A 24,352-nucleotide genomic window follows, 5' to 3' on the forward strand; every position below is an offset into this window, starting at 1 on the left:
ACCTATGCGCGGCTGCTGCTGGCCCCGCCCAGCCCCGCCGAAGACCCTTTCACCGGATCGGCGACGGGTGCCATGGCGGCCTACCTCTGGGCGCGCGGATTGATCGAGAGCCCGGCCTTCGTGGCCGAGCAGGGGCACCTCATGGGCCGCCCCGGACGGGCGGAGGTCGAGGTGCTTGGCCCCCGCGATGCGACCACCGGTGTCCGCGTGGCGGGGCAGGGGCGCGTGGTAATGTCGGGCCAAGTTTTCATGCCCGAGGTGGCCTGACCCCAAACGCGAAACGCAGCCCCGAGGGGCTGCGTTGTTCTTGGCAAAAACTGATCGGTTTACTCCGCGATCAGCCCCATGTTTTCGAGCTTCAGCAACACCTGATGCGCGCAGTTGTCGACCTCGACATTCTCGGTCTCCAGCACCAGTTCGGCGTTCTGCGGCACATCGTAGGGGTCGGAAATGCCGGTGAATTCCTTGATCTTGCCCTCTCGCGCCAGCTTGTAGAGCCCCTTGCGGTCGCGGCGTTCGCACTCTTCGATGGAGGTTGCGACGTGCACCTCGACGAAGGCGCCGAAGTTCTCGACATCCTCACGCACCGCGCGGCGGGTGGCGGCATAGGGCGCAATCGGTGCGCAGATGGCGATGCCGCCGTTCTTGGTGATCTCTGATGCGACATAGCCGATGCGGCGGATGTTCAGATCGCGGTGCTCTTTCGAGAAGCCCAACTCAGAACTGAGGTTCTTGCGCACGATGTCACCGTCCAGCAGCGTCACCGGGCGGCCGCCCATCTCCATCAGCTTGACCATCAGCGCGTTGGCGATGGTGGATTTGCCAGAGCCGGAGAAACCGGTGAAGAAGACGGTGAACCCCTGTTTGGACCGCGGCGGGGAGGTGCGGCGCAGCTCCTTGACGACCTCGGGGAAGGAGAACCACTCAGGGATCTCCAGACCTTCCCTCAGGCGGCGGCGCAGCTCGGTGCCCGAGATGTTCAGGATGGTGACGCTGTCTTTGTCCTCGATCTCATCCATGGCCTCATATTGGGCACGTTCCTGCACCCAGACCATATGTTTGAAATCGACCATTTCGATGCCCATTTCCTCCTGATGGGCGCGGAACAATTCCTGCGCGTCATAGGGGCCATAGAAATCTTCGCCGGCGGAGTTCTTGCCGGGGCCAGCGTGGTCGCGGCCCACGATGAAATGGGTGCAGCCGTGGTTCTTGCGGATCAGCCCGTGCCAGACGGCCTCACGCGGGCCAGCCATGCGCATGGCGAGGTTCAAGAGCGACATGGAGGTCGTGGCGGCGGGGTATTTGTCGAGCACCGCCTCATAGCAGCGCACGCGGGTGAAGTGATCCACGTCGCCGGGCTTCGTCATGCCGACAACGGGGTGGATCAGCAGGTTGGCCTGCGCCTCACGCGCGGCGCGGAAGGTGAGTTCCTGATGCGCGCGGTGCAGCGGGTTGCGGGTTTGGAAGGCCACGACGCGGCGCCAGCCCAGTTTGCGGAAATAGGCGCGCAGCTCGTTGGGCGTGTCGCGGCGGGCGCGGAAGTCGTAGTGCACCGGTTGCTGGATGCCGGTCACCGGACCGCCCAGATAGACGTTGCCCGCTTGGTTGTGCAGGTAATTCACCGCCGGATGCGCCTCGTCATCAGCGCCAAAGACCTTCTCGGCCTCGCGCGATTTGTTCGGGGTCCAGCGGTCGGTCACGGTCATGGTCGCAAGGATCACGCCCTCTTGGTCGCGCAGGGCGATGTCCTGCCCCACTTCGAGCTTCTCGACGAAAGCCTCGGTCACGTCGAGGGTGATGGGCATCGGCCAGAGGGAGCCATCCGCCAGACGCATATTCTCGACCACGCTGTCGTAGTCCTCTTCGCCCAAGAACCCTTTCAGCGGGTTGAAGCCGCCGTTCATCAAGAGTTCCAGATCGCAGATCTGGCGCGGGGTGAGGTCGAGGCTCACCAGATTGCCCGCCTCCACCTTCAGCTTTTGCGACGACTCGTAAGAGACGTAGAGTTCGGGGATCGGCGTGAGGTTGCTGGGCATCATGACTATCACTTTTTTTCAGGGAACAGGCGGCTTTGGTCCCGGCTGCCATAGCTGTAAAAGATGTGAAAAGTCTATAGAACTAAGGGGTGTCGCCCCGTTAAAGGCCGAAATCCCATGATCCGAGGATGGCCTGCAATTCGGGTGCTGAGGGGCGGCGGAAACCGGAATTATCTCCGCCGCGCCTTCGCCTGAGTTAAACGTCTTCCTTCACCTCGGCCCCATAGCCGAGCGGGAGGGAGGTATCTTTGCCGTCGTCATCGCCCACTTCGGCAAGGAAACGCTCGGCTTCGAGTGCTGCCATGCAGCCCATGCCGGCGCTGGTCACCGCTTGGCGGTACTTGTGGTCGGTCAGATCGCCCGCGGCAAAGACACCGGGGATGGAGGTCTCGGTGCTGTCGGGTTTGGTCACCACGTAGCCGCCCATATGGGTCTCTAGCGTGTCCTTGACCAATTCGTTGGCGGGCGCATGGCCGATGGCCACGAAGACGCCCTTGGCGGGAATGTCGGTGATCTCGCCGGTTTTGGTGTGTTTGACCTTCACGCCTTCGACGCCGAGCGGGTTGTCGGTGCCGTAGACCTCGTGCAGCTCATGGAACCACAGCGGCTCGATCTTGGGGTTCTTCATCAACCGGTCGATCAGGATCTTCTCGGCGCGCAACTCGTCCCGGCGGTGGATCAGCGTGACCTTGGAAGCGAAGTTAGTCAGGAACAGCGCCTCTTCCACGGCAGTGTTGCCGCCGCCGATGACCACGATCTCCTGACCACGATAGAAGAACCCATCGCAGGTAGCGCAGGCCGAGACGCCGAAGCCCTTGAACTTCTCTTCGCTCTCCAGCCCCAGCCACTTCGCGCGGGCGCCGGTGGCGAGGATCACGGAATCGGCGACGTAAGTCGTGCCGCTGTCGCCCTTGGCGTGGAACGGGCGGCTCGACAGGTCGAGGTCGGTGATGATGTCGCCGATGATCTCAGTCCCCATGGCCTTGGCGTGGTCCTGCATGCGGATCATCAGGTCGGGGCCCTGCACCTCGCTGTCGCCGGGCCAGTTCTCGACCTCGGTGGTGGTGGTCAGCTGGCCGCCCGGCTCGATCCCCTGCACGAGGATCGGCTCCAGCATGGCGCGGCTTGCGTAGACCCCGGCGGTATAGCCCGCAGGGCCGGAGCCGATGATCAGTACCTTGGTTTTACGTGTCTCGGCCATCTGGCCCCCCGGGCTGTCATTGATATTGCCCGCCTCATATAGCGATAGCCGCGAAGCCGTTAAACCCCTGCCGTCACCGCCCCGTCATTACGCTTGCGTGAACGGACGGGCGGCTGGCCTCAAGGGCCGTGATAAAGAATATTGCGCTTGTGTGAAACTTTATTGCGCGCACCACGCAGGCTGCTATAAGAATCGAAAATTCACTGAGGATGTTATGGCGGGTACACGACTTGATCCGATAGACCGGATGATCTTGGCCGAGTTGCAATCTGATGGCCGGATGACGAATGTCGAACTGGCCAAACGTGTCGGCATCTCTGCGCCGCCCTGTTTGCGCCGCGTGCGCACCTTGGAAGAGCAGGGCTATATCAAAGGCTATCATGCGGATGTCGATGCGCGTGAACTGGGCTTTGAGGTGCAGGTCTTCGCCATGGTCGGGCTGGCCAGTCAGGCCGAGGCTGATCTGAGCGCGTTTGAAGAGAAATGCCGTGGTTGGCCGCTGGTGCGCGAGTGCCATATGCTCAACGGTGAGGTCGATTTCATCCTGAAATGCGTGGCACCAGATCTGTCGAGCTTTCAAAGCTTCCTGACCGGGCAATTGCTGACCACGCCCAATGTGGAAAGCGTGAAGACCAGCCTCGTGATCCGCGGGGCCAAGGACGAGCCCGGCGTGCCCTTCGACGTGTTGGAAGCGCGGCTGTCGACCGCGCCTTAAGGTCAGCTATCGGCGCGGCCTTCTGCCGCCGCGGGCGCGCGGGGATGGGCGAGGGGGCCGAAATCACGCCCATGCGCGATCTGCGGAAACATGGATAGAAAGCGATCCCGCAGGCCGGGTGTTGCGTCACGCAGCGCTTGAGCGCCGGGGTGAAAGGTCTCCATCTCTAGCCCGCCTGCCTTGATCACCGCATGGCGCGACAGGCAGATATGAAACAGGCGTACCGGGGTTGGCGGGGTGACCTCGATCACATTGACCCCATCCACGAATTCGCACAGCGGTGTGAGCAGGCGGCTGCCCTCCGCCCCGGCCCGCAGGTGGGGCGGCGTCTGGAGCACCCGTGCGGCGGGGCCGAGGGTGATGAAAGAATTCGGGCGCCCCTCGCCGAAACTGTCGGGCATGATGCGGATGAGGGGCAGCCGCCCACTGTCCGCCGGGATGAAACGGCTCGACCCGATCCAGATCAACTGCGCCGGGTCTCCGGCACTCGTGTGGATCATGTCGCCGGGCTGGAGGTCTTCGATGGCGATGTCGCCCTGCACCGTTTGGATTGGCGTCCCGCGGGCGAAGGCCGCGAAAGCGGCTTCGAGAAGTGGCGCGGCGGGGGCGGTGTCTTGGCCGATATAGAGCGACCCGTCGGCGCGGAGCGCGGCGACTTCATAGCTGCGCATCGGCGCGGGCGGCGGGCCTTCGGCTTTGGTGGCGGTCTCAGTCATGCAAAACCCTTTGTCGGCCCGGCACAGCGCTGCCGAGGGCGGCATGCACCGGCGCGGGCTGACGGATACTGCGCCATGTTCTGCGGGATTTGTCAAAATATCCGGCATGAGCGCTGCGCTTTGCGCGCCAATCTTGGCTGAATGTGGGGGGCTGTTTCCGAGCCGGGTGCGTGATCGCCATATTCGCATGAAAACGCCCCTCGCAACGAATCAACGTCACGAGGGGCGGTCTGCTATACCGAGCGCGTGGCGCCGGTACCGGGGGAAACCTCTCAGGCGGTCTTGCGGACCGGGGCGTTGTTGCTGCGTTTGGCGATGAAAGCGGCGCGGCGCGCACCGCGGGCCCAAGGCATGACGGTGTCGGTCTTGGCCGCCGTCTCGACAACGGATTTGATGAAGCGCGGGTTCTTTTTCATGGCTCTGTTCCTCTTCGGGTCACGCGGGCATCGTTGCATCCACTATCGCAGTGCAATCGGGCCGGTTTTTGACCGTGGGCGAGAAACTTGTGGGAAATTGACGGCTTGGAAGGGCGGTTTTGGGCGCCTTTGCCATACTTCGAAAAGTGTTAATTTTCGGTGGTTTGCAGGGGGTGCGAGAAACAATGGGGCCGCAAAGGGTTGATTGTGCCAGATTTCGCGACGGCAATGCGGCGCGAAGCGGGCAGGCTTTGCCGCAATCTCGCCCCGTTCAGAGGGTGATCGCCGAGAGCAAGCGGCCATAGTCCGCTTCTTTGGCGTGGGTCGTGCGCCGGTAGGAATAGAATCGCGCGGCATCGGCGTAGGTGCAATGCCGCGTCCATTCCGCATGGCCCACACCCGCAGCCCGCAGACGGTTCAGGCCAAAGCCCGGCAAGTCGAAATGCAGACGGTCACCTTCGCCTTGGGCAAAGTAACGGGCAAACTCTGGGTCGGCGCTCATGAAGTTGTCGAGAAACTCCGGCCCGACCTCATAGGCGCGCTGGCTGATGGAGGGGCCGATCACCGCGGTGATCTTTTCGCGGGTGGCGCCGAGATCGACCATCGCATCGACGGTCGCTTCGAGTATCCCGTCAAGCGCGCCGCGCCAGCCTGCATGGGCCGCGCCCACCACACCGGCCTGGGCATCGGCAAAAAGCACGGGCTGACAGTCAGCGGTCAGGATCGACAGGGCGATGCCGGGGGTTTTGGTGACCAAGGCATCGGCGCGGGGTTTGTCGTCGTGCGGCTCCGTCACCGTGACGACAGTGGCGGAATGTACCTGATGCACGCCGACAAGATGGTCGGCCGGCAGGCCCATCGCCTCGGCGGCGCGGGCGCGGTTAATGCGCACGATCTCGGACTGGTCTGAACTGCCGCTGCCGCAGTTCAGCCCGGAAAACACCCCCGAAGACGCGCCGCCACGGCGGGTGAAAAACCCGTGCCGCAAAGGCGCAAGCGCATCGGATGTCAGAATTTCGAGCGTCATACTTCTGTTCCCGGGGGCGGGGTCTGACCTTTTTGGTAGAGCCCCATCACTTTGAACAGGTTTCCCATTTCCGACGGGTGCGTCAACCGTCGATGTGCGGCAATATGGTTGCTGAGCGCGTCGCCGGTCAGCGCCTCGGCCAGTTTCTGCGCGCGGGGGGTGATGCCCAACCGCTCCAGAAAAACGCCTTGGATGACCACGCGGCTATGGGGGCAGGGGCAGGCGCGGGCCAGCGCCTCGAAATCGACATGGGCGGTCAGGTCGGCCTGCCCGGGATTGGCGAGGGGATCGGCGGGGCTGTGGTTCTCCAGCGCTTGCAGCGTGTCGCCCAAGGCGCGCCAATCGCCATAGTCGATGATCAGCCCCGCCCCGCCATGGGCCGCGATGCGTTTGCCGATCTCTTGCATGATCTCCGCCGCCGGGGCGCAAAGCTCAACAAGGTCGCCGTCCTTCGTATCTTCCAGCCGATGGGCAAGGGCGGGCTGTGGGGTCACGGGGCCGAGGCCAAAGGTCAGCGCCCCCTCTGCCGCGCCCACCCGGCGCTCGGCCCAGCCTGCGCCTTGGCGGAGGAATTGCCGGATTGGCAGCGCGTCGAAAAACTCATTGGCGATCAGGAACAGCGGCGCATCTGGCAGGTCAGCGGCACTCTCGGCCCAAGTGACCTCGGCTCCTCGCAACGTCTCGCGCTGCACATCGCGTAAAGAAGGAGAGGCTTCGACCAGCGTGACCTGCGCCGCGTCCTGAAACCCCGGCACTCGCGCCGTGGCGCGCAGGATATCGGCGATCAATGTCCCCCGGCCCGGCCCAAGCTCGGCCAGTGTGAAGGGGGAGGGCGCGCCCTGATCCAGCCAGCTTTGCGCCAGTGACAGGCCGATCAACTCGCCAAACATCTGGCTAATCTCGGGGGCGGTGATGAAATCCCCCTCCGGGCCGAAAGGCGCGCGGGTGGTATAGTACCCCCAGTCGGGATGCAGCAGGCAGGACTGCATATAAGCGTCCAGCCGCATCGGCCCTTCCAGCGCGATTCCTGTGAGCAGATGGTCCTTCAGGCTCATGCCTGCCGCCGCGCTCGGATGATGAGGAAGACGCCCACGGCAATCATCGGCAGCGATAGGATTTGCCCCATGGTCAGCCCCCAGCCGCCGATATGCCACGCCAGCCCCAGCGGGTTGCCGGGGGTGACGAATTGCGCGTCGGGCTGGCGCAGGAATTCCACCGCGAACCGCGCCGCGCCATAGCCTGCAAGGAAAGTGCCGCCGATCAGCCCCGGCATTTTGAGCGCGCCGCGTTTCCACGCCATCCACAGCAGCACGCCGCCCAAGAGCAGCCCCTCCAGCAGCGCCTCATAGAGCTGCGAGGGGTGGCGCGCGCAGATGCCCGCCACATCGGGGCAGAACTGCGCCGCCTCACCGGGGAAGGCCACGCCCCAAGGCAGATCGGTCGGGCGGCCCCACAGTTCGGCATTGATGAAATTCGCGAGCCGCCCCAGAAACAGCCCCGGCGCCAGCCCCAGACAGACCATATCCCCGGTCGAAATCACCGGAATCCGGTGCCGCCATGTATAGAAAAGCCCCGCCAGAATGACCCCAAGCGCCCCGCCATGGAAGGACATGCCGCCCTCCCAAAGCTGCAAGATCGCGGCGGGGTTCGACAGGTAATAGGCCGGTTGGTAAAACAGCACATAGCCCAAACGCCCGCCAAGGATCACGCCCAGAATGACCCAAAAGAGCAGGTCCTCGACCTGACCGGGCTTCATGACTGGCGTGTCGTTCTTCCACAGCTGGGGCCGTTTGACCGCCGCAGTGGCAATGCGCCAGCCCAGCAGGATGCCCACGATATAGGCCAGCGCATACCAGCGCAGCGCGAAGGTGGAACCAAACAGGGTCACCGAAAAGATTTCCGGCGCGATATCGGGGAAGGGGAGCATGGCTATCATGCTGCTGATTGAGCAAGGCCGCGCGGGGAAGTCAACCTTGCGAGCAAGGGCGTCGCGCCCCATATAGAGGCTAACAAACCTCCGGAGGCCAGACATGCAGACCCGCAACAAGTTTTTCGACGATGTTTCACAGATGATGACAAACGCGATGGGCGTCGCCCAAGGCGCGAAGGATGAGGCCGAGACCGCCTTCAAGGGAATGCTCGACCGCTGGCTCGCCGATCGTGATTTCGTCACCCGTGAGGAGTTCGACGCGGTGCGCGCCATGGCGCAGAAGGCACGCGAAGAGAACGAAGCGCTGAAAGCGCGGCTCGACAAGCTCGAAGCCAAAGACTGAGCCCGATAGAATTCGATCAGCCGCCCCGGGCCGGGGCGGCGATCCCCCGCGTGGACAGAGGCCGCTTGCGGCCCCTCACGCTCTCTCCCTCCAATTTATAGACGATTTCCGCGATTTACCCACAAGTTATTGCGGTTATCCCCTATCAATTGTGGTTATCCCCAAGAAAAAACTTGCCAGACTGTTCCGCTGCAAGCACCATATCTTGTATAGGTGATGTGAACCTACACGCCTATTTGTGCAGGCTTCCATGCATGGTGGGCCAAGTCCCGCCCCGTGGAACAGATTGAGAGGTGGCGAAATGGCCCTGTCCGAGCATTACCTTGAAGAAGAAATCCACCCCATTGATATCGTTGAAAATCTCGCGGCCCATCACGATTGGGAATTCGACCGCGTGGCGGATGACCAGATCGCTATGGCGGTCGAGGGGCAGTGGCGGACCTATTCGATCACGCTGGCATGGTCAGCTTACGACGAAACGCTGCGGCTGATCTGCACCTTCGAGATGGAGCCTCCGGCTGAAAAACTGCCGGAACTTTACGAATTGTTAAACCTCGTCAACGATCAATGCTGGGCGGGGGCCTTCAGCTTCTGGGCCGATCAGCAGTTGATGGTCTACCGCTACGGGCTGGTTTTGGCGGGCGGACAGGTCGCGGGGCCAGAGCAGATCGACACGATGATCGGTGCCGCCGTCATGAGCGCGGAACGCTACTATCCTGCGCTGCAATTGCTCGTCTGGGGCGATCAATCCCCAAAGGCCGCGATGGACGTCGCCATTGCAGAGGCTTACGGCCGGGCGTAACAAAGTCCCCGAACAACTTCGGGGGATAGGATGAAAGACGGGAGAGTGGCACGCGACGGTCTGGTTTTGCTGGGCTGTGGCAAAATGGGATCGGCCATGTTGGAGGGCTGGCTGGCGAAGGGGCTGCCGGCAAGCACGGTCTGGGTCGTGGACCCGAAACCGTCCGATTGGCTGCAAGGCACCGGCGTAAACCTGAACGCCGACCTGCCTGCCGCGCCAGCGGTGGTGCTGGTGGCGGTCAAACCGCAGATGATGGCGGACGCGCTGCCGACGCTTCAGGCGATGGGCAATGGTGAGACGCTGTTCGTCAGCGTCGCGGCGGGCACGACCATCGGCTATTTCGAAAGCGTCCTCGGCGGGGACACGCCCATTGTGCGGGCCATGCCCAACACGCCTGCCGCCATATCCAAAGGGATCACCGCCATCGTCGGCAACGCCAGGGCGGGCAGCCGGTCCTTGGATGAAGCCGAAACGCTGCTGAGCGCGGTGGGTGAGGTCGTCCGCCTGACCGAAGAGGCGCAGATCGACGCGGTTACCGGGGTCAGCGGCTCGGGGCCGGCCTATGTCTTTCACATGATCGAATGCATGGCCGCCGCCGGTGTGGCCCAAGGCCTGCCCAAGGAATTGGCGATGCAATTGGCCAAGGCGACGGTCGCCGGGGCAGGGGCGCTGGCGATGCAGGCTGAAGAGGAACCGGCGCAGTTGCGCGTCAACGTCACCAGCCCCAATGGCACGACCCAAGCGGCGCTTGAGGTTTTGATGGATGAGGCCGAAGGCTTCCCGCCCCTTCTCGAGCGCGCAGTGGCCGCCGCGGCGGACAGATCGCGGGAACTCGCAAATGGCTGAGATCACTTTCGACGAGTTCCTGAAGGTCGACATTCGCGTCGGGACCGTGACCCGGGCCGAAGCCTTTCCCGAAGCGCGGAAACCAGCGATTAAACTCTGGGTAGATTTCGGCGAGGAGATCGGCGAGCGTAAGACCTCGGCCCAGATCACCGCGCATTATACGCCGGAGACGCTGGTGGGGCGGCAGGTTGTGGCCGTGGTTAACTTCCCCGCGCGCCAGATCGGGCCTTTCATGTCTGAGGTGCTGGTGCTCGGCCTGCCCGACAAGGACGGAGAGATCGTGCTTTTGTCGCCCGATCAAAAAGTGCCCGAAGGAGGGCGGATGCATTGAAAAAGATATTGATTGCCAGACCCTTGCCCAAAGAAGTCACCGAAGCGTTGAAGGGCTGCGAAGTGACGGTGCGGGAGGAAACCGCGCCGCTTTCGGGCGAAGAAATGCGTGCCGTGCTGCACGACTATGACGGGGTGATGCCGACCCTGGGGGATGCTTTCTCGGCCGAGGTTTTCGCCGATGTGCCCGAGCCGCGCTGCAAGATCCTCGCCAATTTTGGCGTTGGCTATAACCACATCGACGCGGCAGCGGCCCGCGCGGCGGGGGTGGAGGTGACCAACACGCCCGGCGCCGTCACCGATGCCACGGCGGATGTCGCCATGACGCTCATGCTGATGTCCGCCCGCCGCGCTGCCGAAGGGGAGCGGCTAGTGCGCTCCGGCGCATGGGCCGGTTGGCACCCAACGCAGATGTTGGGGCTGCATTTGACCGGCAAACGGGTCGGCATCGTCGGCATGGGCCGGATCGGGCAGGCCATCGCGCGGCGCTGCCACTATGGGTTTCAAATGCAGGTCAGCTATTTCAACCGCAGTGAGAAAGACCTCGATTTTCCCGCCTCCCGTGTCGAAAGCCTGACCGCGCTGGCCGAAGCCGTGGCTGTGCTCGTCATCGCCGTGCCCGGCGGCGGCGAGACCCGGCATCTGATCGATGAAACCGTTCTCGGCGCGATGCAGCCCCATGCCCATCTGATCAACATAGCCCGCGGCGATGTGGTGCAGGAGGCTGCGTTGATCGAAGCCCTGCAAGCCGGGCGCATTGGCGGTGCGGGTCTGGATGTCTATGAGTTCGAGCCCAAAGTGCCGCAGGCGCTGCGCGATCTCGACAATGTTGTGCTGCTGCCGCATCTCGGCACGGCGGCGCATGAAGTCCGTGTCGATATGGGTCTGATGGCGGTGGCCAATCTGCAAGCCTTCATTGACGGAGAGACCCCGCCAAACCGGGTTTAACCGTCGCCCACAGCGGCGCGCCAGTGTTTGCGGCAGAGCGAGACATAGGTCTCGTTCCCGCCGATCTGCACCTGCGCGCCGTCCCGCATCGCTTGCCCTTCGGCGTCGCGGCGCACGACCATCGTGGCTTTCTTGCCGCAATGGCAAATGGTGCGCACTTCGCGCATCTCATCGGCCAGCGCCAGCAGGGTGGCGGAGCCGGGGAAAAGTTCACCCCGGAAATCGACGCGAAGGCCAAAACACATGATCGGCACGCCCAGATCATCCACCGCTCGGGCCAGTTGCCAGACCTGCTCAACCTCTAGAAACTGCGCCTCATCGACAAAGATACAGGCGCAGGGGCCTTGCTCCAACCGGGCTTCGATCTTGACCAAAAGGTCTTCGCCCGGGGCGAAAGTATCGGCCTCTTGCCCGATGCCGATACGGGAGGCGATGCGCCCTTCGCCCGCGCGGTTGTCGAACTGCGCGGTCAGCAAAAAGGGCACCATGCCGCGTTCCGCATAGTTATGGGCCGCTTGAAGCAGCACCGTGGATTTACCGGCGTTCATGGTGGAGTAATTGAAGTAGAGCTTTGCCATGGGCAGGGTGTTACGCCGCCCATGAAAGCGGATCAAGATGCAAACCCCGCCCTGATCTTAGGGCCGGGCGCTGCGCGTCAGCCGCGCTTTTTGACGATGACGGAGCCGACGGAATAGCCCGCCCCGAAGGAGCAGATCAGCCCGGTCTCGCCGTCTTCCAGATCGTCGGAGTTCTTGGCGAAAGCGATGATCGACCCGGCGGAGGAGGTGTTGGCGTAGTCTTGCAGAATGTTGGGCTGTTCGCCCGGCTCAGGCTCCCGCCCCAGCACTTTGCGCCCGATGAAATCGTTCATCGACTTATTGGCCTGATGCAGCCAGATGCGCTTGAGGTCGGCGGACTCCAACCCGTTGTCGGCCATATGCCCGCCGATATGGTCGGCCACCATGGGTAACACTTCCTTAAACACTTTGCGCCCATTCTGCATGAACTGCATATCGCGCCGGTCGCTCAGCCCATCGGGGCGGGAGCGGCGGAGGAAGCCGTTGTTGTTGCGGATGTTGTTGGAATATTCTGTTGCGCAGCGGGTCGAGATAACGTCGAAACGGGGGCCTTCGACATCTTCGGCCCGTTCCAGCAGCGTGGCGGTGGCCACGTCACCAAAGATGAAGTGGCAATCGCGGTCACGCCATTCGAGGTGGGCTGAGCAAATCTCGGGGTTCACCACGAGGGCGGAGCGGATAGAGCCGGAGCGGATCATGTCCGCCGCCGCCTGAATGCCGAAAGTCGCCGAAGAACAGGCGACGTTCATATCGAAGGCAAAGCCCTTCACGCCGAGAAGCTCCTGAATCTCGATGGCCACGGCAGGATAGGCCCGCTCGAGGTTGGAGGCGGCGCAGATCACCGCGTCCACATCCTCGGCACTCTTTCCAGCGGCGGCGAGCGCCTTCTGCGCGGCATCAATGGCCATTTCGGCCATGAGGGAAGGCTCCTCATCCGCGCGCTGGCGCAGCAGGGGGTGCATCACATTGGGGTCCAGCACGCCGGATTTATCCATGACATAGCGCTGTTCAATGCCGCTGGCTTTGACGATGAACTCTTCCGAAGAATGCGCCTTGGCCTCTAGGGTGCCCGCTTCGATCGCCTCGGCATTCTCGGCGTTGTAGAGGTCGGCATAGGCGTTGAAGGCTTCGACCAGTTCGGCGTTGGTGATGGTTTGCTTCGGCGTGAAAACGCCCGTACCGGTGATGGCGGCTTGATACATCGCTGTGATCCCTTTCTCTCCAACGGCATGGCTGGTCTGATAAAGCTGAGCAGCCCCGGACGAATTGCAAGGGCCGTTGTCATGTCGGTGCACTTTGATGCAGGGGGCAGCAAGGTGCAGGTTCCATACTCTAGCGAAACCGCACAGGACTTGCCACGGCTTTGACGGGGCAGACGTGTGAATGCCGCTACAGTTGCGAATTTTGATCGCCCCGTCCCCCGCGCGCTGGCTTGACTATGCAACCGGAAGCGCGCAGTGATTGAGCATTAGCAATCATTAATTGAACGAGAACAGTCAGGGTTTTTTTGAGGCAGCGGCACCTCCGGCGCGTGATTTACAGGTCCACCATCCGCGGATGCCGCAGCCTAAAGCACAGAATTTGCTTACGGATTCAACCTCCGAAAAAGAGAGGTGTCATGAGGCGCAGTATTATCAGTCGAATGCTTTGCGAGCGGGCAAAGCGTTTTCGCAAGGACGAGGGCGGCGGCATGCTGGTCCTCATGTTGGTCGTGTTTTTCGGGATCACGATCTTTGGCGGGCTGGCCGTGGACCTGGCCAACCACGAGCGGACGCGGACCACCTTTCAGACCCATCTCGACAATGCCGTGCTCGCCGCGGCGAGCTTGTCGCAAGACCTCGACCCTGAAGAGGTCGTGCGCAGCTACCTGACATCGGCGGGGCTCGATCCGTCCGAGGTGGTGATCGACTCGAGCGAAGAAAAGATCGGCGGCATTCTGGTGGGGCGCACCGTCGAAGCCTCGCTCCCCGCCGGGCTGAACACCTATTTCTTTCGGTTTTTCGACATCGATTCACTCGGGATGACGATCAGCTCTGAGGCGACTGAGCGGGTTGAGGACATTGAGATTTCGCTGGTGCTGGATGTGTCTGGGTCGATGGGGGAGAGGACCAGCGACCGTAGCGGGATCAAGCTGACCCTGCTGAAGAATGCGGCCATCGACTTTGTCGATACGATCCTAAGCGATACCGAAGAGGGACGCGTATCGATTTCGATCATTCCCTATTCGACCAAGGTAAATGCGGGAGAAGCTCTGCTGGGCCAATATTCGACAACCACCGAGCATAGCTATTCCCACTGCGTGGATTTCGATGGGAATGACTATGGTTCCTTGGCGATCGACCCCCAACAACAGATGCAACGGACAGGGCACTTCCAGTTCCAGAGCATGTCGAGTTCCAACCAGGAAAGGGGCCAATGGGTTTGCCGTAAAGACGCAGGCTTTGAAATTACTCCTTTGTCAGACTCGGTCGCGGCGCTGAGATCGCAAATCCTCGCTTTGACCGCCGAAGGGTCGACGTCGATCGACGTTGGTGCGAAGTGGGGGCTGGCCTTGCTTGACCCCTCCGCACAGGGGCCGGTGAGCGGCTTGATCGACGCCGGTCTGGTCCCGCAGGAGTTTCAAGGCCGCCCGCACCCGCACGGGGCTGATAACAGCATGAAGGTTCTGGTGCTGATGACGGATGGTGAGAACTTTCCGGAATACCGTCTTGAGCCTGAGTATGCTTCCGGCGAGTCGGATGTGATCCGCACCGACTACGGGTCGGTGGTGTTCTATACAGTGGATTCTGCCGAACGCTCCAACGAATACGACGGGGATAATTCCTATCCTGAAGACTACTTTTATGCGACCCACCCTTGGGGCTCTGATCGTAGGTGGGATGATTATACGCTGCTCAACCACCCCAGTCTACGGGACTATAGGGATCAAGGGCAGGAAGAACGGCTCGACTGGCCCGAGGTTTGGGCCGAGATGTCCCCTTATTACTACGGCTATAACCTCTATGGCCGGCGGCGGACGACGAGCTGGTGGGGCGGATCGCAGACTTGGAGTTCCCGCGCGAACAGTTTTTGGAACAACATGCACGACACCATCAGCGCGAACGAGAAAGACCGCCGCCTGCGCCAAATCTGCGGCGTCGCGAACACGGCTGGCGTCGTGGTCTATTCCATCGGCATGGATGTCGACAGCACCAACTCCCTCAGCCTTCTGAAAGACTGCGCCTCTTCCGAGGCCCATTACTTCGACGTTCAGGGTCTCGAAATCCAAACCGCCTTCGACATGATCGCGGCGTCCATCTCTATGTTGAGGCTGACCAAATGATCCGCTTCGTCAAAGACCGCTTTCGCCGGTCCGAGGCGGGCGGGGTCACCATTGAGTTCGTCATCCTCTTGCCGCTCGTCTTTTACTTTTTCTTCCTCGCGCTTGAGACGGGCCTGTGGAGCGCGCGTGAGATCATGCTGCGCCGGGCCACGAATTTGGCCGTGCGGGACGTGCGTTTGGCCACCGGTTCTGTGCCAGGCTATGACGCGATGAAGGCGCTGATTTGTGAGCGGTCGGTTTTCGATGCGGGCTGCATCGAGAATATCCGGATCGAGATGCGCGCCATGCCGATTGCCGATTGGGCTGATCTGAGCGGGGCTGCCCCCTGTGTCGACCGGGATGAGGATTTCGACCCGGCAAATGGCTTTCTGCCCGGTCAGCAGAACAACCTGATGATGATGCGGGTCTGTCGTTTGTTCGATCCGCTTTTGCCGGGGACAGGCTTGGGCCGGAAATTGCCCGAAGGGTCGGATGGCACATATGGCGTGCGGGTCACCACCGCTTTCGTGACGGAGCCGCGCGGATGAGGGGGGGCGTATTCAAAGGTTTCGTCCGGTCGGAAGAGGGCAGCCAGACGATTGCCTTTCTGGTTCTGCTGCCGTTGTTGGTCTGGTCGATCATGGCGATGCTGACCTTTACCGATGCCTTTCGGGTCCGCGGGATGGCGACCGATGCCACCGCCGTCATCGCCGACAGCCTGTCGCGCCAGACGACGCCGATCAACGCCGCTGATCTCTTGGGCCTGCAATCGGTGGCGGAGCAACTCACCGGCTACGAAGTCTCTCTGCGCGTCACGCAGGTGCGGTGCATTCTGAATTGCGACAGTCTGGACCGCCGGATTTTGGCGGTGGATTTCTCGCAAGGCATCGGGCTGGACAGCCTGCTCGACATCGACTTTATCGCGGGGCTTTCGCGTGAACGGGTGCCGCTGATGGCCAATGGTGACCGTCTGGTGCTGGTGGAGACTTCTTTCATGCACGAGCCGATTGCGCAGATCGGCTTGGAGGGCACGGAGGTCAACGTCTCGCATGCCACAAGGATGCGTTTCGCGCCTCAGCTTTGCTGGATCCGGTGCATCATCAGCTAGGCGGGCACCGATGCCCAAATGCGAAAGGGGCCGCCCGATGGGCAGCCCCTTTTTCTTATCCCTGAAGCGCTTTCACGCCGATCGCATCCTCGGCCTGCGCCTTGATCGCCAATGCGGCGGCATGGGCGCCTGCGGCGGTGGTGAAATAGGGGATCTTGTCATAAAGCGCGATGGAGCGGATCGACTTGCTGTCTTCGACCGCCTGCGCGCCTTCGGTGGTGTTCATCACCAGATGCACCTCGCCGTTTTTCATCATATCGGTGATGTCGGGGCGCCCCTCGTAGACCTTGTTCACCACATCGCAGGCATGGCCATTGGCGGTGAGCCATTCCGCCGTGCCACGGGTGCCGATGAGGGTAAAACCTTGGTCCAGCAGGATTTTCGCGGCATCCAGCATATTCTGACCCTTATCCGCATCCTTGACCGACAGGAAAGCGCAGCCCTTGCGCGGCAGCGGGTTGCCCGCGCCCATCTGCGCCTTGAGGAAGGCGCGGGGGAAGTCGCGGTCCCAGCCCATGACCTCACCGGTGGAGCGCATTTCTGGCCCCAGCAGCGTGTCGACGCCGGGGAACCGGGCGAAGGGCAGCACGGCCTCTTTGACCGAGAACCACGGCATATCGGGGTCGGCCAGCGTCATCGGATCGCCCAAGGGCAGCGTGTCTTCATAGGCGGCCTGATCGGGGTAGGCGGGGCGCTGCGGGAAGTTCGACAGCGGCTCACCGGCCATGATCCGCGCGGCGATAGAGGCGATGGCGCTGTCGGTCGCCTTGGCCACGAAGGGCACGGTGCGCGAGGCGCGGGGGTTCACCTCGATGAGGTAAATCTCTCCGTCCTTCACCGCGAACTGGATGTTCATCAGGCCCACAACGTTGAGCGCCTTGGCCAGCGCGCGGGTCTGCTCTTCGACCTCTTCGATCACCTCACGCGGGAGGGAGTAGGGCGGCAGCGAACAGGCGCTGTCGCCGGAGTGGACGCCCGCCTCTTCGATGTGCTGCATGATGCCGGCCACATGGACATTCTCGCCATCGCAGAGCGCGTCGACGTCAAGCTCCACCGCGCCCGACAGGTAGCTGTCGAGCAGCACCGGGCTGTCGCCCGAGACCACCACGGCATTGGTGATGTAGCGCTCAAGGCTGGCCTGATCGCGGACGATCTCCATCGCGCGACCGCCCAGAACATAGGAGGGGCGGATCACCAGCGGGAAGCCGATTTCCTTGGCGATCTCCATCGCCTCTGCATCGGAATGGGCGATGCCATTGCGCGGCTGTTTCAGGCCGAGGTTCAGCACAAGCTGCTGGAAACGCTCACGGTCTTCGGCCAGATCGATCATGTCGGGCGTGGTGCCGAGGATCGGGATGCCCGCTTCTTGCAAACCATTGGCAAGCTTCAAGGGGGTCTGGCCGCCGAACTGGACGATGACGCCGTGTAGCGTGCCGTTCTCCTGCTCGACGCGCAGGATTTCCATGACATGCTCAAAGGTAAGCGGCTCGAAATACAGGCGGTCCGAGGTGTCATAGTCAGTCGAAACCGTCTCGGGGTTGCAGTTGACCATGATGGTCTCATAGCCCGCATCCGTCAGCGCGTAGCAGGCGTGACAGCAGCAATAGTCGAACTCGATGCCCTGACCGATCCGGTTCGGGCCACCGCCGAGGATGACGACCTTCTTGCGGTCCGAAGGCCGCGCCTCGCATTCCGCCTCGCCCATCAGCGGGGTCTCATAGGTGGAGTACATGTAGGGTGTCTGCGCCTCGAACTCGGCGGCGCAGGTGTCGATGCGTTTGAACACGGCCTTGACGCCAAGCGCCAGCCGCGCGTCGCGGACCTGTGCCTCGCGGCTGTCGGTCAGCATGGCGAGGCGGGCGTCGGTGAAGCCCATCATTTTCAACTCGCGGAAAGTATCGGCGTCGCTTGGCAAGCCGTTTGCGCGAACGCCTTCCTCGGCCTCGATGATCTCGCGGATACGGGCGAGGAACCATGGGTCGAACATGGTGTGCGCGTGCAGATCGTCGTCGGACATGCCGTGGCGCATCGCCTGCGCGATGGTGCGCATCCGGTCGGGGGTAGGCGCCGATACGGCTTTGATAAGCGCCGCCATATTCTCGGGCGCATCGCCGGGCAGGTCGCTGTTGAGACCGGCGATTTCGACTTCGTCAAAGCCTGTAAGGCCCGATTCCATCGAGGCCAGCGCCTTTTGCAGGCTCTCGTGGATGGTGCGGCCAATGGCCATGGTCTCACCCACCGATTTCATCGCGGTGGTCAGGTTGGGCTCGGCCCCGGGGAATTTCTCGAAGGCGAATTTCGGGATCTTGGTGACCACATAGTCGATGGTCGGCTCGAAGGAGGCGGGGGTGACGCCGGTGATGTCGTTGTCGAGCTCATCCAGCGTGAAGCCCACGGCGAGTTTCGCGGCGATCTTGGCGATGGGGAAACCCGTGGCCTTGGACGCCAGCGCCGAGGAGCGGCTGACGCGCGGGTTCATCTCGATCACCACCATGCGGCCATCGGCGGGGTTCACGGCCCATTGCACGTTGGAGCCACCGGTCTCCACCCCGATCTCGCGCAGCACCGCGATGGAGTGGTTGCGCATGATCTGGTATTCTTTGTCCGTCAGCGTCAACGCAGGGGCCACGGTGATGCTGTCGCCGGTGTGCACGCCCATCGGATCAATGTTCTCGATGGAGCAGACGATGATCGCGTTATCGGCGGTGTCGCGCACCACCTCCATCTCGTACTCCTTCCAGCCGAGCAGCGATTCATCGACGAGGATCTGGCCCATCGGCGAGGCATCCATGCCCGAACGACAGTAGAATTCATAATCCTCGCGGTTATAGGCCACACCGCCGCCGGTGCCGCCCATGGTGAAGGCGGGGCGGATGATCGCCGGAAGGCCGACGTATTCCAGTGCTTCCAGTGCAAGGTTCACGCCCGCGGCGAGGTCCTTCTTGCCGTCTTCGCGCATGGGGGCGGTGACGATGGTGGCCTTGGGGTTTTCGATGCCCAGACGGTCCATCGCTTCACGGAACAGCTTGCGGTCTTCGGCCATCTCGATGGCCTCGCGCTTGGCGCCGATCATCTCGACGCCGAATTTCTCCAACACGCCCATTTCTTCGAGCGCGAGCGAGGTGTTGAGGCCCGTCTGGCCGCCCATGGTGGGCAGCAGCGCGTCAGGGCGTTCTTTTTCGATGATTTTGGCGACGATTTCGGGCGTGATGGGCTCGATATAGGTGGCGTCGGCGAGCCCGGGATCGGTCATGATCGTGGCCGGGTTGGAGTTGACGAGGATGACGCGGTAGCCTTCCTCTTTCAGCGCTTTACAGGCTTGGGCGCCGGAATAGTCGAACTCGCAGGCTTGTCCGATGACAATCGGCCCCGCACCAATGATCATGATCGACTGGATGTCGGTACGTTTCGGCATGGCGGCCCCCTAATTTTGCAAATTGTCCTGCCTTATAGGGATGGCGGCACGGGCTGCAAGGGGGGAATGGCTTTGACGGCCCCAGAAATAAGGGCGGGGCCGTCTGTTCAACCTTTGCGGGCGCTATGCAGGGGCGATCCGCCGGGGCGGAAGGGGTCAGCCCGCGGGCGCGGCCCCTTCGGCGTTTAGAAAGATGCGCAGGGTGGCTTCGAACTCGCGCGGTTTCTCTGCGTGCAGCCAATGCCCCGCGCCGGGAATTTTGGCAAAGCGCGCTTGTGGAAACAACGCCTTGATCGGATCGCGATGTTCGGGCTGCACATAGTCCGAGGCACCGCCCGACAGAAACAGGGTCGGCCCCGCGAACTGGCCGGTCACATCCTCGGGCCAGCCGATGATCTTGGGCATCTCCGCCTCAAGCGCGTCGAGGTTCAGCCGCCAGCGCTTGCCGGGCAGGTCGAGCGATTGGGTGAAAAAGCTCTGCAACGCGCGCTCCACTCCCGCCTCGGCCAATTGCGCCTCGGCGTCAGAGCGGCGCTCGACCCCGCTTAGGTCCACGCCGCGCATGGCGTCGATGAACATTTGCTGCGTGTGGCCATAGGTGACGGGCGCGATGTCGGCGACGATCACGCGGCGCAGCAGCTCGGGCCGGGTCAGCGCCAGCATCATCACCGCCTTGCCGCCCATCGAGTGGCCGCAGATGTCCACCGGGCCGCCCAGATGCATGATCACCTCGGCCAGATCCTGCGCCATTTCGGGATAGCTGTGGGTGTCGTGATGTGGGCTGCTGCCGTGGTTGCGCATGTCGACGGTGACGACATGACGCGTGTCCGCGAGGCGTTTGGCGATCACGCCCCAGTTGCGGCCAGAGCCATAGAGGCCATGGACGATAAGCAGGGTCGGGCGGTCGGCGGTGGCTTCGCCATATTCGGAGTAATTCAACATGCAGGCAAATTACGGGCATTGCAGCCCGGGGACCAGAGCGATTAGATGCGCCCATGATTGACCGCCAAAATTTCGACACCCGCGCCGAGGCGCTGCGCCCCCTGTTCGAGGACCGTCTGCGCATCAAGGCCCGCGATCTGCGTGAGGCGTTTCACCGCGCCGGGCCGGAACTGCCGCGCGGCATTCGCAGTGACGGGGTGTTGCTCAGCAAGACCGAGCATTTGGTCGCCAATCCCCATATCGCCCGCCAGTTGGAGGATGCCCCGGTTTGGGCCGCCTTCAACCGGGTTACGGCGCATTTGAAAGAGATCGACCCCAAAGCCCGACGGCGCGGCATCATCCTTGACCGGCTGGCCGGGGTGGCTTTCAATATTTTGGTGGTTTTGGTGGGTTTCGTGATCTGGCTTTGGTGGCGCGGCTACGTGTAAGCCGCCGCGCCGATGGGCTCAGGCCGGGTCGTAATCCGCGTCCGACACCTTTTCCATCCATTCGACCGCCTCACCGACCTGTGCCTCTTGCAGCGCGATGTGGGTCATGGCGCTGTCGGGCGCGGCCCCGTGCCAGTGTTTCTCACCGGGGCCGAACCAGACGACATCGCCCTTGTTCAACGTCTGCACCGGGCTGCCTTCGGTCTGGGCGCGGCCTGTGCCTTCGGTGACGATCAGGGTTTGGCCCAGAGGGTGGACATGCCACGCCGTGCGCGCGCCGGGCTGAAAGGTCACCGTCACGCCGCGCAGGCGGGCAGGCGCCGGGGCCGAGATCAGCGGGGTCATCTCGACCTCTCCGGTGAAGTAATCGTCAGGGCCGGGTTCAGAGGGGCGGCTGCCCTTGGGGTGAATGATCATGCGGTTCTCCTTTGCAGAAGAATGTGGCGCGGGGAGGGGGGATCGGCAAGGGGGGCGCCTGGCGATGATCGCCCGGAATCAAGGCGCTTTGCCCCGCCGGGCAGCGCCCGACCGCCCCCTGGGCGGGCGCTTTTGCTGCCGGGCACATCACCTTGGCCGCAGATCATGGTTGAGAAATAAAGCGGTAGGAACGCAGGTTGCGATGCCCACCCGCGGACGGGCACCGCCCAGCCGGAGGGTAAAGTGGCCCCCGCATCGCTGCGAGGACCAAATCGCTTACAGGTTCGGATACATCGGGAAACGCTGGCACAGCGCTTCGACCTCGGCTTTCACCTTGGCCTCGACCTCGGCATTGCCATCGGCACCATTGGCCGCCAGCCCATCGACCACTTCGATGATCCAATCGGCGATCTGGCGGAACTCGGCCTCACCAAAGCCGCGTGTCGTGCCCGCAGGGGAGCCGAGACGGATGCCGCTTGTCACCATCGGCTTTTCCGGATCAAACGGCACGCCGTTCTTGTTGCAAGTGATATGCGCGCGGCCCAGAGCCTTCTCGGTGTCGTTGCCCTTCACGCCTTTGGGGCGCAGATCGACCAGCACAACATGGGTATCGGTGCCATGGGTCACGGTGTCGAGGCCGCCTTTGATCAACTGATCCGACAGCGCCTGCGCATTGGCGATGACCTGTTTGGCATAGGCTTTGAACTCCGGCTGCTGCGCTTCGCCAAAGGCCACGGCCTTGGCCGCGATCACATGCATCAGGGGGCCGCCCTGAATGCCGGGGAAGATGGCGGAGTTGATCTTTTTCGAAATCGCCTCGTCATTGGTCAGGATCATGCCGCCGCGCGGGCCGCGCAGGGTCTTGTGGGTCGTGGTCGTCGCCACATGCGCATGGGGGAAGGGGGAGGGATGCTCACCCGCAGCCACAAGGCCCGCGAAATGCGCCATGTCGACGAGCAGATAGGCAGCCACGCTATCGGCAATCTCGCGCATCTTGGCAAAGTCGATCTGACGCGGGATGGCGGAGCCGCCGGCGATGATCATCTTGGGCTTATGCTCAGCCGCCAGTTCGGCGACTTGATCGTAGTCCAGCAGGTTGTCTTGCTTGCGCACACCGTATTGCACCGCGTTGAACCATTTGCCCGACTGGTTCGGCTTGGCCCCGTGGGTCAGGTGGCCGCCGGCATCAAGGCTCATCCCCAGAATGGTGTCGCCCGGTTGCAACAGCGCTGTGAAGACACCTTGGTTCGCTTGGCTGCCGGAGTTCGGCTGCACATTGGCGAACTGGCAATCGAACAGCGCGCAGGCGCGTTCGATGGCAAGGTTCTCGGCCACGTCGACATGCTCACAGCCGCCATAGTAGCGCCGCCCCGGATAGCCTTCGGCGTATTTGTTGGTCATGATGCTGCCCTGCGCCTCAAGCACCGCAGCCGAAACGATGTTCTCGCTGGCGATCAACTCGATCTCGTCGCGCTGGCGGCCCAGTTCGGCATCGATCGCAGCGGCGAGGGCGGGGTCGGAATCAGCGAGAGATTTGGTGAAGAAATCGGACATCAGGGGATCCTCATTGGAGCTGGTTTCGCGTGTTGCCTATCGGAAACGCGGCCTGAGGTGAAGGCTGTAAACCGACAGGTTGCAAGATATGTGCGTCAACACTGGTGGCGCGCGGAATAATGTGATTGTTTTGGCCCCAAACGCCGATGATCGGAAACTTCGCCGGAATGAGCCTGCTGACATGTCTTTAAAGATCGCTTTTGTGGCCAGCCGGGCCAGCGTGGCACAGACGGCCCGGGCCGCTTTGATCGGGCGTTATGGCGATGTGCCACTGCGTCAGGCCGAGGTGATCGTGGCGCTTGGGGGCGACGGGTTCATGCTGCACACGCTGCACAGCACCCAAGACATGGACGCGCCGGTCTATGGGATGAACCGGGGCACCATCGGCTTTTTGATGAACGCCTACCGAGAGGGCGACCTGCAAGCGCGGTTGGCGGCGGCGGAAGAGGCGGTGATTAACCCTTTGGTCATGCGCGCCACCCATATCGACGGGACGATTTCGACCGCGCTGGCGATCAACGAGGTGTCTTTGCTGCGCGCGGGGCCGCAGGCGGCCAAGCTGCGCATCACGATCGACGGGCGCCAGCGGATGGAGGAACTGGTCTGCGACGGGGCGCTGGTGGCGACCCCTGCGGGCTCCACCGCCTATAACTACTCCGCCCATGGACCGATCCTGCCCATCGGTTCGGATGTATTGGCCCTGACCCCGATCGCCGCTTTCCGCCCGCGCCGCTGGCGTGGGGCCTTGTTGCCGAAACGGGCCACGGTGCGTTTCGATGTGCAAGAACCGCAAAAACGCCCCGTGATGGCCGATGCCGACGGCCAGTCGCACCGCGATGTCACGACGGTTGAAGTTTCCTCGGACCCCAGTGTGAGCCACCGGATCCTCTTCGATCCCGGCCATGGGTTGGAAGAGCGGTTGATCTCGGAGCAGTTCAACTGACCGGGAAGGGCGGCGCCTTTCCGCCGCACCTCGCGCCCGCCGGAACCCTAACTTCGCGCCAGCGTTGAGCCTGCAAGAGCGGGATCCTCCCGCGTCTTAACAGCCGAAGAAAGGAGACCTAAGATGAATTGGGACCGTATCGAAGGCAATTGGAACCAGATGACCGGCGCGGTGAAATCGCAATGGGGCGATCTGACGGACGACGAAATCGCCGAAGCCCGTGGCAATCGCGAGCAACTGGTGGGTAAGATTCAAGAACGCTATGGCATCGCCAAAGACGAGGCAGAGCGTCAAGTCGATGACTTCGCCGCGAAATACTGAGTTTCGTCGGCAGAATTAGAAAAGGCGACCCTTTG

26 protein-coding genes are annotated in these 24,352 nt (G+C 62.6%); 13 read left to right on the plus strand and 13 right to left on the minus strand.

Annotated elements, in window-relative coordinates:
- The coding region (locus tag ACGYLA_RS15770; protein WP_394433743.1) for a PhzF family phenazine biosynthesis protein at nucleotides 1-267 on the plus strand (267 nt) is incomplete at its 5' end.
- A gap of 59 nt (nucleotides 268-326) precedes the next feature.
- Here the strand turns inward: ACGYLA_RS15770 and ACGYLA_RS15775 are convergent.
- Both ACGYLA_RS15775 and trxB read right to left on the minus strand, forming a co-directional pair.
- Nucleotides 327-2,039, minus strand: a complete 1,713-nt coding sequence (locus tag ACGYLA_RS15775; protein ID WP_394433746.1) for a bifunctional sulfate adenylyltransferase/adenylylsulfate kinase — start codon at nucleotides 2,037-2,039, stop codon at nucleotides 327-329.
- A 193-nt stretch (nucleotides 2,040-2,232) separates the two neighbouring features.
- Entirely contained in the window at nucleotides 2,233-3,237 is a 1,005-nt protein-coding gene (gene trxB, locus ACGYLA_RS15780) for a thioredoxin-disulfide reductase (RefSeq protein WP_271688145.1), read from the minus strand.
- Between the two features lie 214 nt (nucleotides 3,238-3,451).
- Here trxB and ACGYLA_RS15785 point away from each other — a divergent pair, with 214 nt between their 5' ends.
- Nucleotides 3,452-3,952, plus strand: coding sequence for an Lrp/AsnC family transcriptional regulator (locus ACGYLA_RS15785; RefSeq protein ID WP_067267317.1), 501 nt, complete (start codon nucleotides 3,452-3,454; stop codon nucleotides 3,950-3,952).
- 2 nt (nucleotides 3,953-3,954) lie between these two features.
- Here the strand turns inward: ACGYLA_RS15785 and ACGYLA_RS15790 are convergent, their stop codons facing one another.
- From ACGYLA_RS15790 to lgt, 5 genes are all read right to left on the minus strand, one after another.
- A complete protein-coding gene (locus ACGYLA_RS15790) occupies nucleotides 3,955-4,668 on the minus strand; it encodes a Hint domain-containing protein (protein ID WP_394433748.1) in 714 nt (237 codons plus the stop codon).
- Nucleotides 4,669-4,940: 272 nt separating this feature from the next.
- Entirely contained in the window at nucleotides 4,941-5,084 is a 144-nt protein-coding gene (locus ACGYLA_RS15795) for a hypothetical protein (protein WP_394416879.1), read from the minus strand.
- Nucleotides 5,085-5,355: 271 nt separating this feature from the next.
- Nucleotides 5,356-6,111, minus strand: a complete 756-nt coding sequence (pgeF, locus tag ACGYLA_RS15800; protein WP_394433750.1) for a peptidoglycan editing factor PgeF — start codon at nucleotides 6,109-6,111, stop codon at nucleotides 5,356-5,358.
- Complete coding sequence (locus ACGYLA_RS15805) at nucleotides 6,108-7,166, minus strand: class I SAM-dependent methyltransferase (protein ID WP_394433752.1); 1,059 nt, start codon at nucleotides 7,164-7,166, stop codon at nucleotides 6,108-6,110. The genes pgeF and ACGYLA_RS15805 overlap by 4 nt, the downstream gene beginning before the upstream one ends.
- Nucleotides 7,163-8,047 carry a prolipoprotein diacylglyceryl transferase gene (lgt, locus tag ACGYLA_RS15810; protein WP_322328280.1) on the minus strand — a complete coding sequence of 295 codons (885 nt, stop codon included), beginning with the start codon at nucleotides 8,045-8,047 and terminating at the stop codon, nucleotides 7,163-7,165. Before lgt ends, ACGYLA_RS15805 begins: the two co-directional genes overlap by 4 nt.
- A gap of 94 nt (nucleotides 8,048-8,141) precedes the next feature.
- Here lgt and ACGYLA_RS15815 point away from each other — a divergent pair, with 94 nt between their 5' ends.
- From ACGYLA_RS15815 to ACGYLA_RS15835, 5 genes are all read left to right on the plus strand, one after another.
- Nucleotides 8,142-8,384 (plus strand): accessory factor UbiK family protein, encoded by a 243-nt coding sequence (locus ACGYLA_RS15815; RefSeq protein WP_067267308.1) that lies wholly within the window; start codon nucleotides 8,142-8,144, stop codon nucleotides 8,382-8,384.
- A 301-nt stretch (nucleotides 8,385-8,685) separates the two neighbouring features.
- Nucleotides 8,686-9,186: a YbjN domain-containing protein gene (locus ACGYLA_RS15820; protein WP_271688136.1), complete on the plus strand. Its 501-nt coding sequence runs from the start codon at nucleotides 8,686-8,688 to the stop codon at nucleotides 9,184-9,186.
- 30 nt (nucleotides 9,187-9,216) lie between these two features.
- Nucleotides 9,217-10,032: a pyrroline-5-carboxylate reductase gene (gene proC, locus ACGYLA_RS15825; protein WP_394433754.1), complete on the plus strand. Its 816-nt coding sequence runs from the start codon at nucleotides 9,217-9,219 to the stop codon at nucleotides 10,030-10,032.
- Nucleotides 10,025-10,363 carry a tRNA-binding protein gene (locus ACGYLA_RS15830; protein ID WP_394433757.1) on the plus strand — a complete coding sequence of 113 codons (339 nt, stop codon included), beginning with the start codon at nucleotides 10,025-10,027 and terminating at the stop codon, nucleotides 10,361-10,363. The genes proC and ACGYLA_RS15830 overlap by 8 nt, the downstream gene beginning before the upstream one ends.
- Nucleotides 10,360-11,310: a 2-hydroxyacid dehydrogenase gene (locus ACGYLA_RS15835; RefSeq protein ID WP_394433759.1), complete on the plus strand. Its 951-nt coding sequence runs from the start codon at nucleotides 10,360-10,362 to the stop codon at nucleotides 11,308-11,310. The genes ACGYLA_RS15830 and ACGYLA_RS15835 overlap by 4 nt, the downstream gene beginning before the upstream one ends.
- On the opposite strand, the gene ACGYLA_RS15840 is transcribed toward ACGYLA_RS15835, so the two are convergent.
- Both ACGYLA_RS15840 and ACGYLA_RS15845 read right to left on the minus strand, forming a co-directional pair.
- Complete coding sequence (locus ACGYLA_RS15840) at nucleotides 11,307-11,888, minus strand: thymidine kinase (RefSeq protein ID WP_394433761.1); 582 nt, start codon at nucleotides 11,886-11,888, stop codon at nucleotides 11,307-11,309. The genes ACGYLA_RS15835 and ACGYLA_RS15840 overlap by 4 nt on opposite strands.
- 77 nt (nucleotides 11,889-11,965) lie before the next feature.
- A complete protein-coding gene (locus tag ACGYLA_RS15845; protein ID WP_394433763.1) occupies nucleotides 11,966-13,090 on the minus strand; it encodes a beta-ketoacyl-ACP synthase III in 1,125 nt (374 codons plus the stop codon).
- Between the two features lie 416 nt (nucleotides 13,091-13,506).
- Between ACGYLA_RS15845 and ACGYLA_RS15850 the strand changes: the two genes are divergently transcribed.
- From ACGYLA_RS15850 to ACGYLA_RS15860, 3 genes are read left to right on the plus strand one after another with little or no spacing between them, the layout of a single operon-like run.
- Nucleotides 13,507-15,210 carry a pilus assembly protein TadG-related protein gene (locus ACGYLA_RS15850; protein ID WP_394433765.1) on the plus strand — a complete coding sequence of 568 codons (1,704 nt, stop codon included), beginning with the start codon at nucleotides 13,507-13,509 and terminating at the stop codon, nucleotides 15,208-15,210.
- Nucleotides 15,207-15,737 carry a TadE/TadG family type IV pilus assembly protein gene (locus ACGYLA_RS15855; RefSeq protein ID WP_067267295.1) on the plus strand — a complete coding sequence of 177 codons (531 nt, stop codon included), beginning with the start codon at nucleotides 15,207-15,209 and terminating at the stop codon, nucleotides 15,735-15,737. The genes ACGYLA_RS15850 and ACGYLA_RS15855 overlap by 4 nt, the downstream gene beginning before the upstream one ends.
- Nucleotides 15,734-16,297, plus strand: a complete 564-nt coding sequence (locus ACGYLA_RS15860; RefSeq protein ID WP_394410372.1) for a TadE/TadG family type IV pilus assembly protein — start codon at nucleotides 15,734-15,736, stop codon at nucleotides 16,295-16,297. The genes ACGYLA_RS15855 and ACGYLA_RS15860 overlap by 4 nt, the downstream gene beginning before the upstream one ends.
- Nucleotides 16,298-16,352: 55 nt before the next feature.
- Here the strand turns inward: ACGYLA_RS15860 and carB are convergent, their stop codons facing one another.
- Together carB and ACGYLA_RS15870 are read right to left on the minus strand one after the other, a co-directional pair.
- Nucleotides 16,353-19,712, minus strand: coding sequence for a carbamoyl-phosphate synthase large subunit (gene carB / locus ACGYLA_RS15865; protein WP_394433767.1), 3,360 nt, complete (start codon nucleotides 19,710-19,712; stop codon nucleotides 16,353-16,355).
- A 156-nt stretch (nucleotides 19,713-19,868) separates the two neighbouring features.
- Nucleotides 19,869-20,654, minus strand: a complete 786-nt coding sequence (locus tag ACGYLA_RS15870) for an alpha/beta fold hydrolase (RefSeq protein WP_394433769.1) — start codon at nucleotides 20,652-20,654, stop codon at nucleotides 19,869-19,871.
- 53 nt (nucleotides 20,655-20,707) lie between these two features.
- Here ACGYLA_RS15870 and ACGYLA_RS15875 point away from each other — a divergent pair, with 53 nt between their 5' ends.
- Nucleotides 20,708-21,082, plus strand: a complete 375-nt coding sequence (locus tag ACGYLA_RS15875) for a hypothetical protein (protein WP_394433771.1) — start codon at nucleotides 20,708-20,710, stop codon at nucleotides 21,080-21,082.
- Between the two features lie 18 nt (nucleotides 21,083-21,100).
- Here ACGYLA_RS15875 and ACGYLA_RS15880 read toward each other — a convergent pair whose 3' ends face one another.
- Together ACGYLA_RS15880 and glyA are read right to left on the minus strand one after the other, a co-directional pair.
- Nucleotides 21,101-21,499: a cupin domain-containing protein gene (locus ACGYLA_RS15880; RefSeq protein WP_322328270.1), complete on the minus strand. Its 399-nt coding sequence runs from the start codon at nucleotides 21,497-21,499 to the stop codon at nucleotides 21,101-21,103.
- 276 nt (nucleotides 21,500-21,775) lie between these two features.
- Nucleotides 21,776-23,053 carry a serine hydroxymethyltransferase gene (glyA, locus tag ACGYLA_RS15885; RefSeq protein WP_394433774.1) on the minus strand — a complete coding sequence of 426 codons (1,278 nt, stop codon included), beginning with the start codon at nucleotides 23,051-23,053 and terminating at the stop codon, nucleotides 21,776-21,778.
- A gap of 181 nt (nucleotides 23,054-23,234) precedes the next feature.
- Here glyA and ACGYLA_RS15890 point away from each other — a divergent pair, with 181 nt between their 5' ends.
- On the plus strand, nucleotides 23,235-23,996 hold the full coding sequence (locus tag ACGYLA_RS15890) for an NAD kinase (protein ID WP_067267283.1): 762 nt from the start codon (nucleotides 23,235-23,237) through the stop codon (nucleotides 23,994-23,996).
- Between the two features lie 123 nt (nucleotides 23,997-24,119).
- On the plus strand, nucleotides 24,120-24,317 hold the full coding sequence (locus tag ACGYLA_RS15895) for a CsbD family protein (RefSeq protein WP_067267282.1): 198 nt from the start codon (nucleotides 24,120-24,122) through the stop codon (nucleotides 24,315-24,317).
- Nucleotides 24,318-24,352 lie beyond the last annotated feature (35 nt).

The organism is Sulfitobacter sp. 1A13679 (genome assembly GCF_043557115.1).
Classification (GTDB): domain Bacteria; phylum Pseudomonadota; class Alphaproteobacteria; order Rhodobacterales; family Rhodobacteraceae; genus Sulfitobacter; species Sulfitobacter faviae.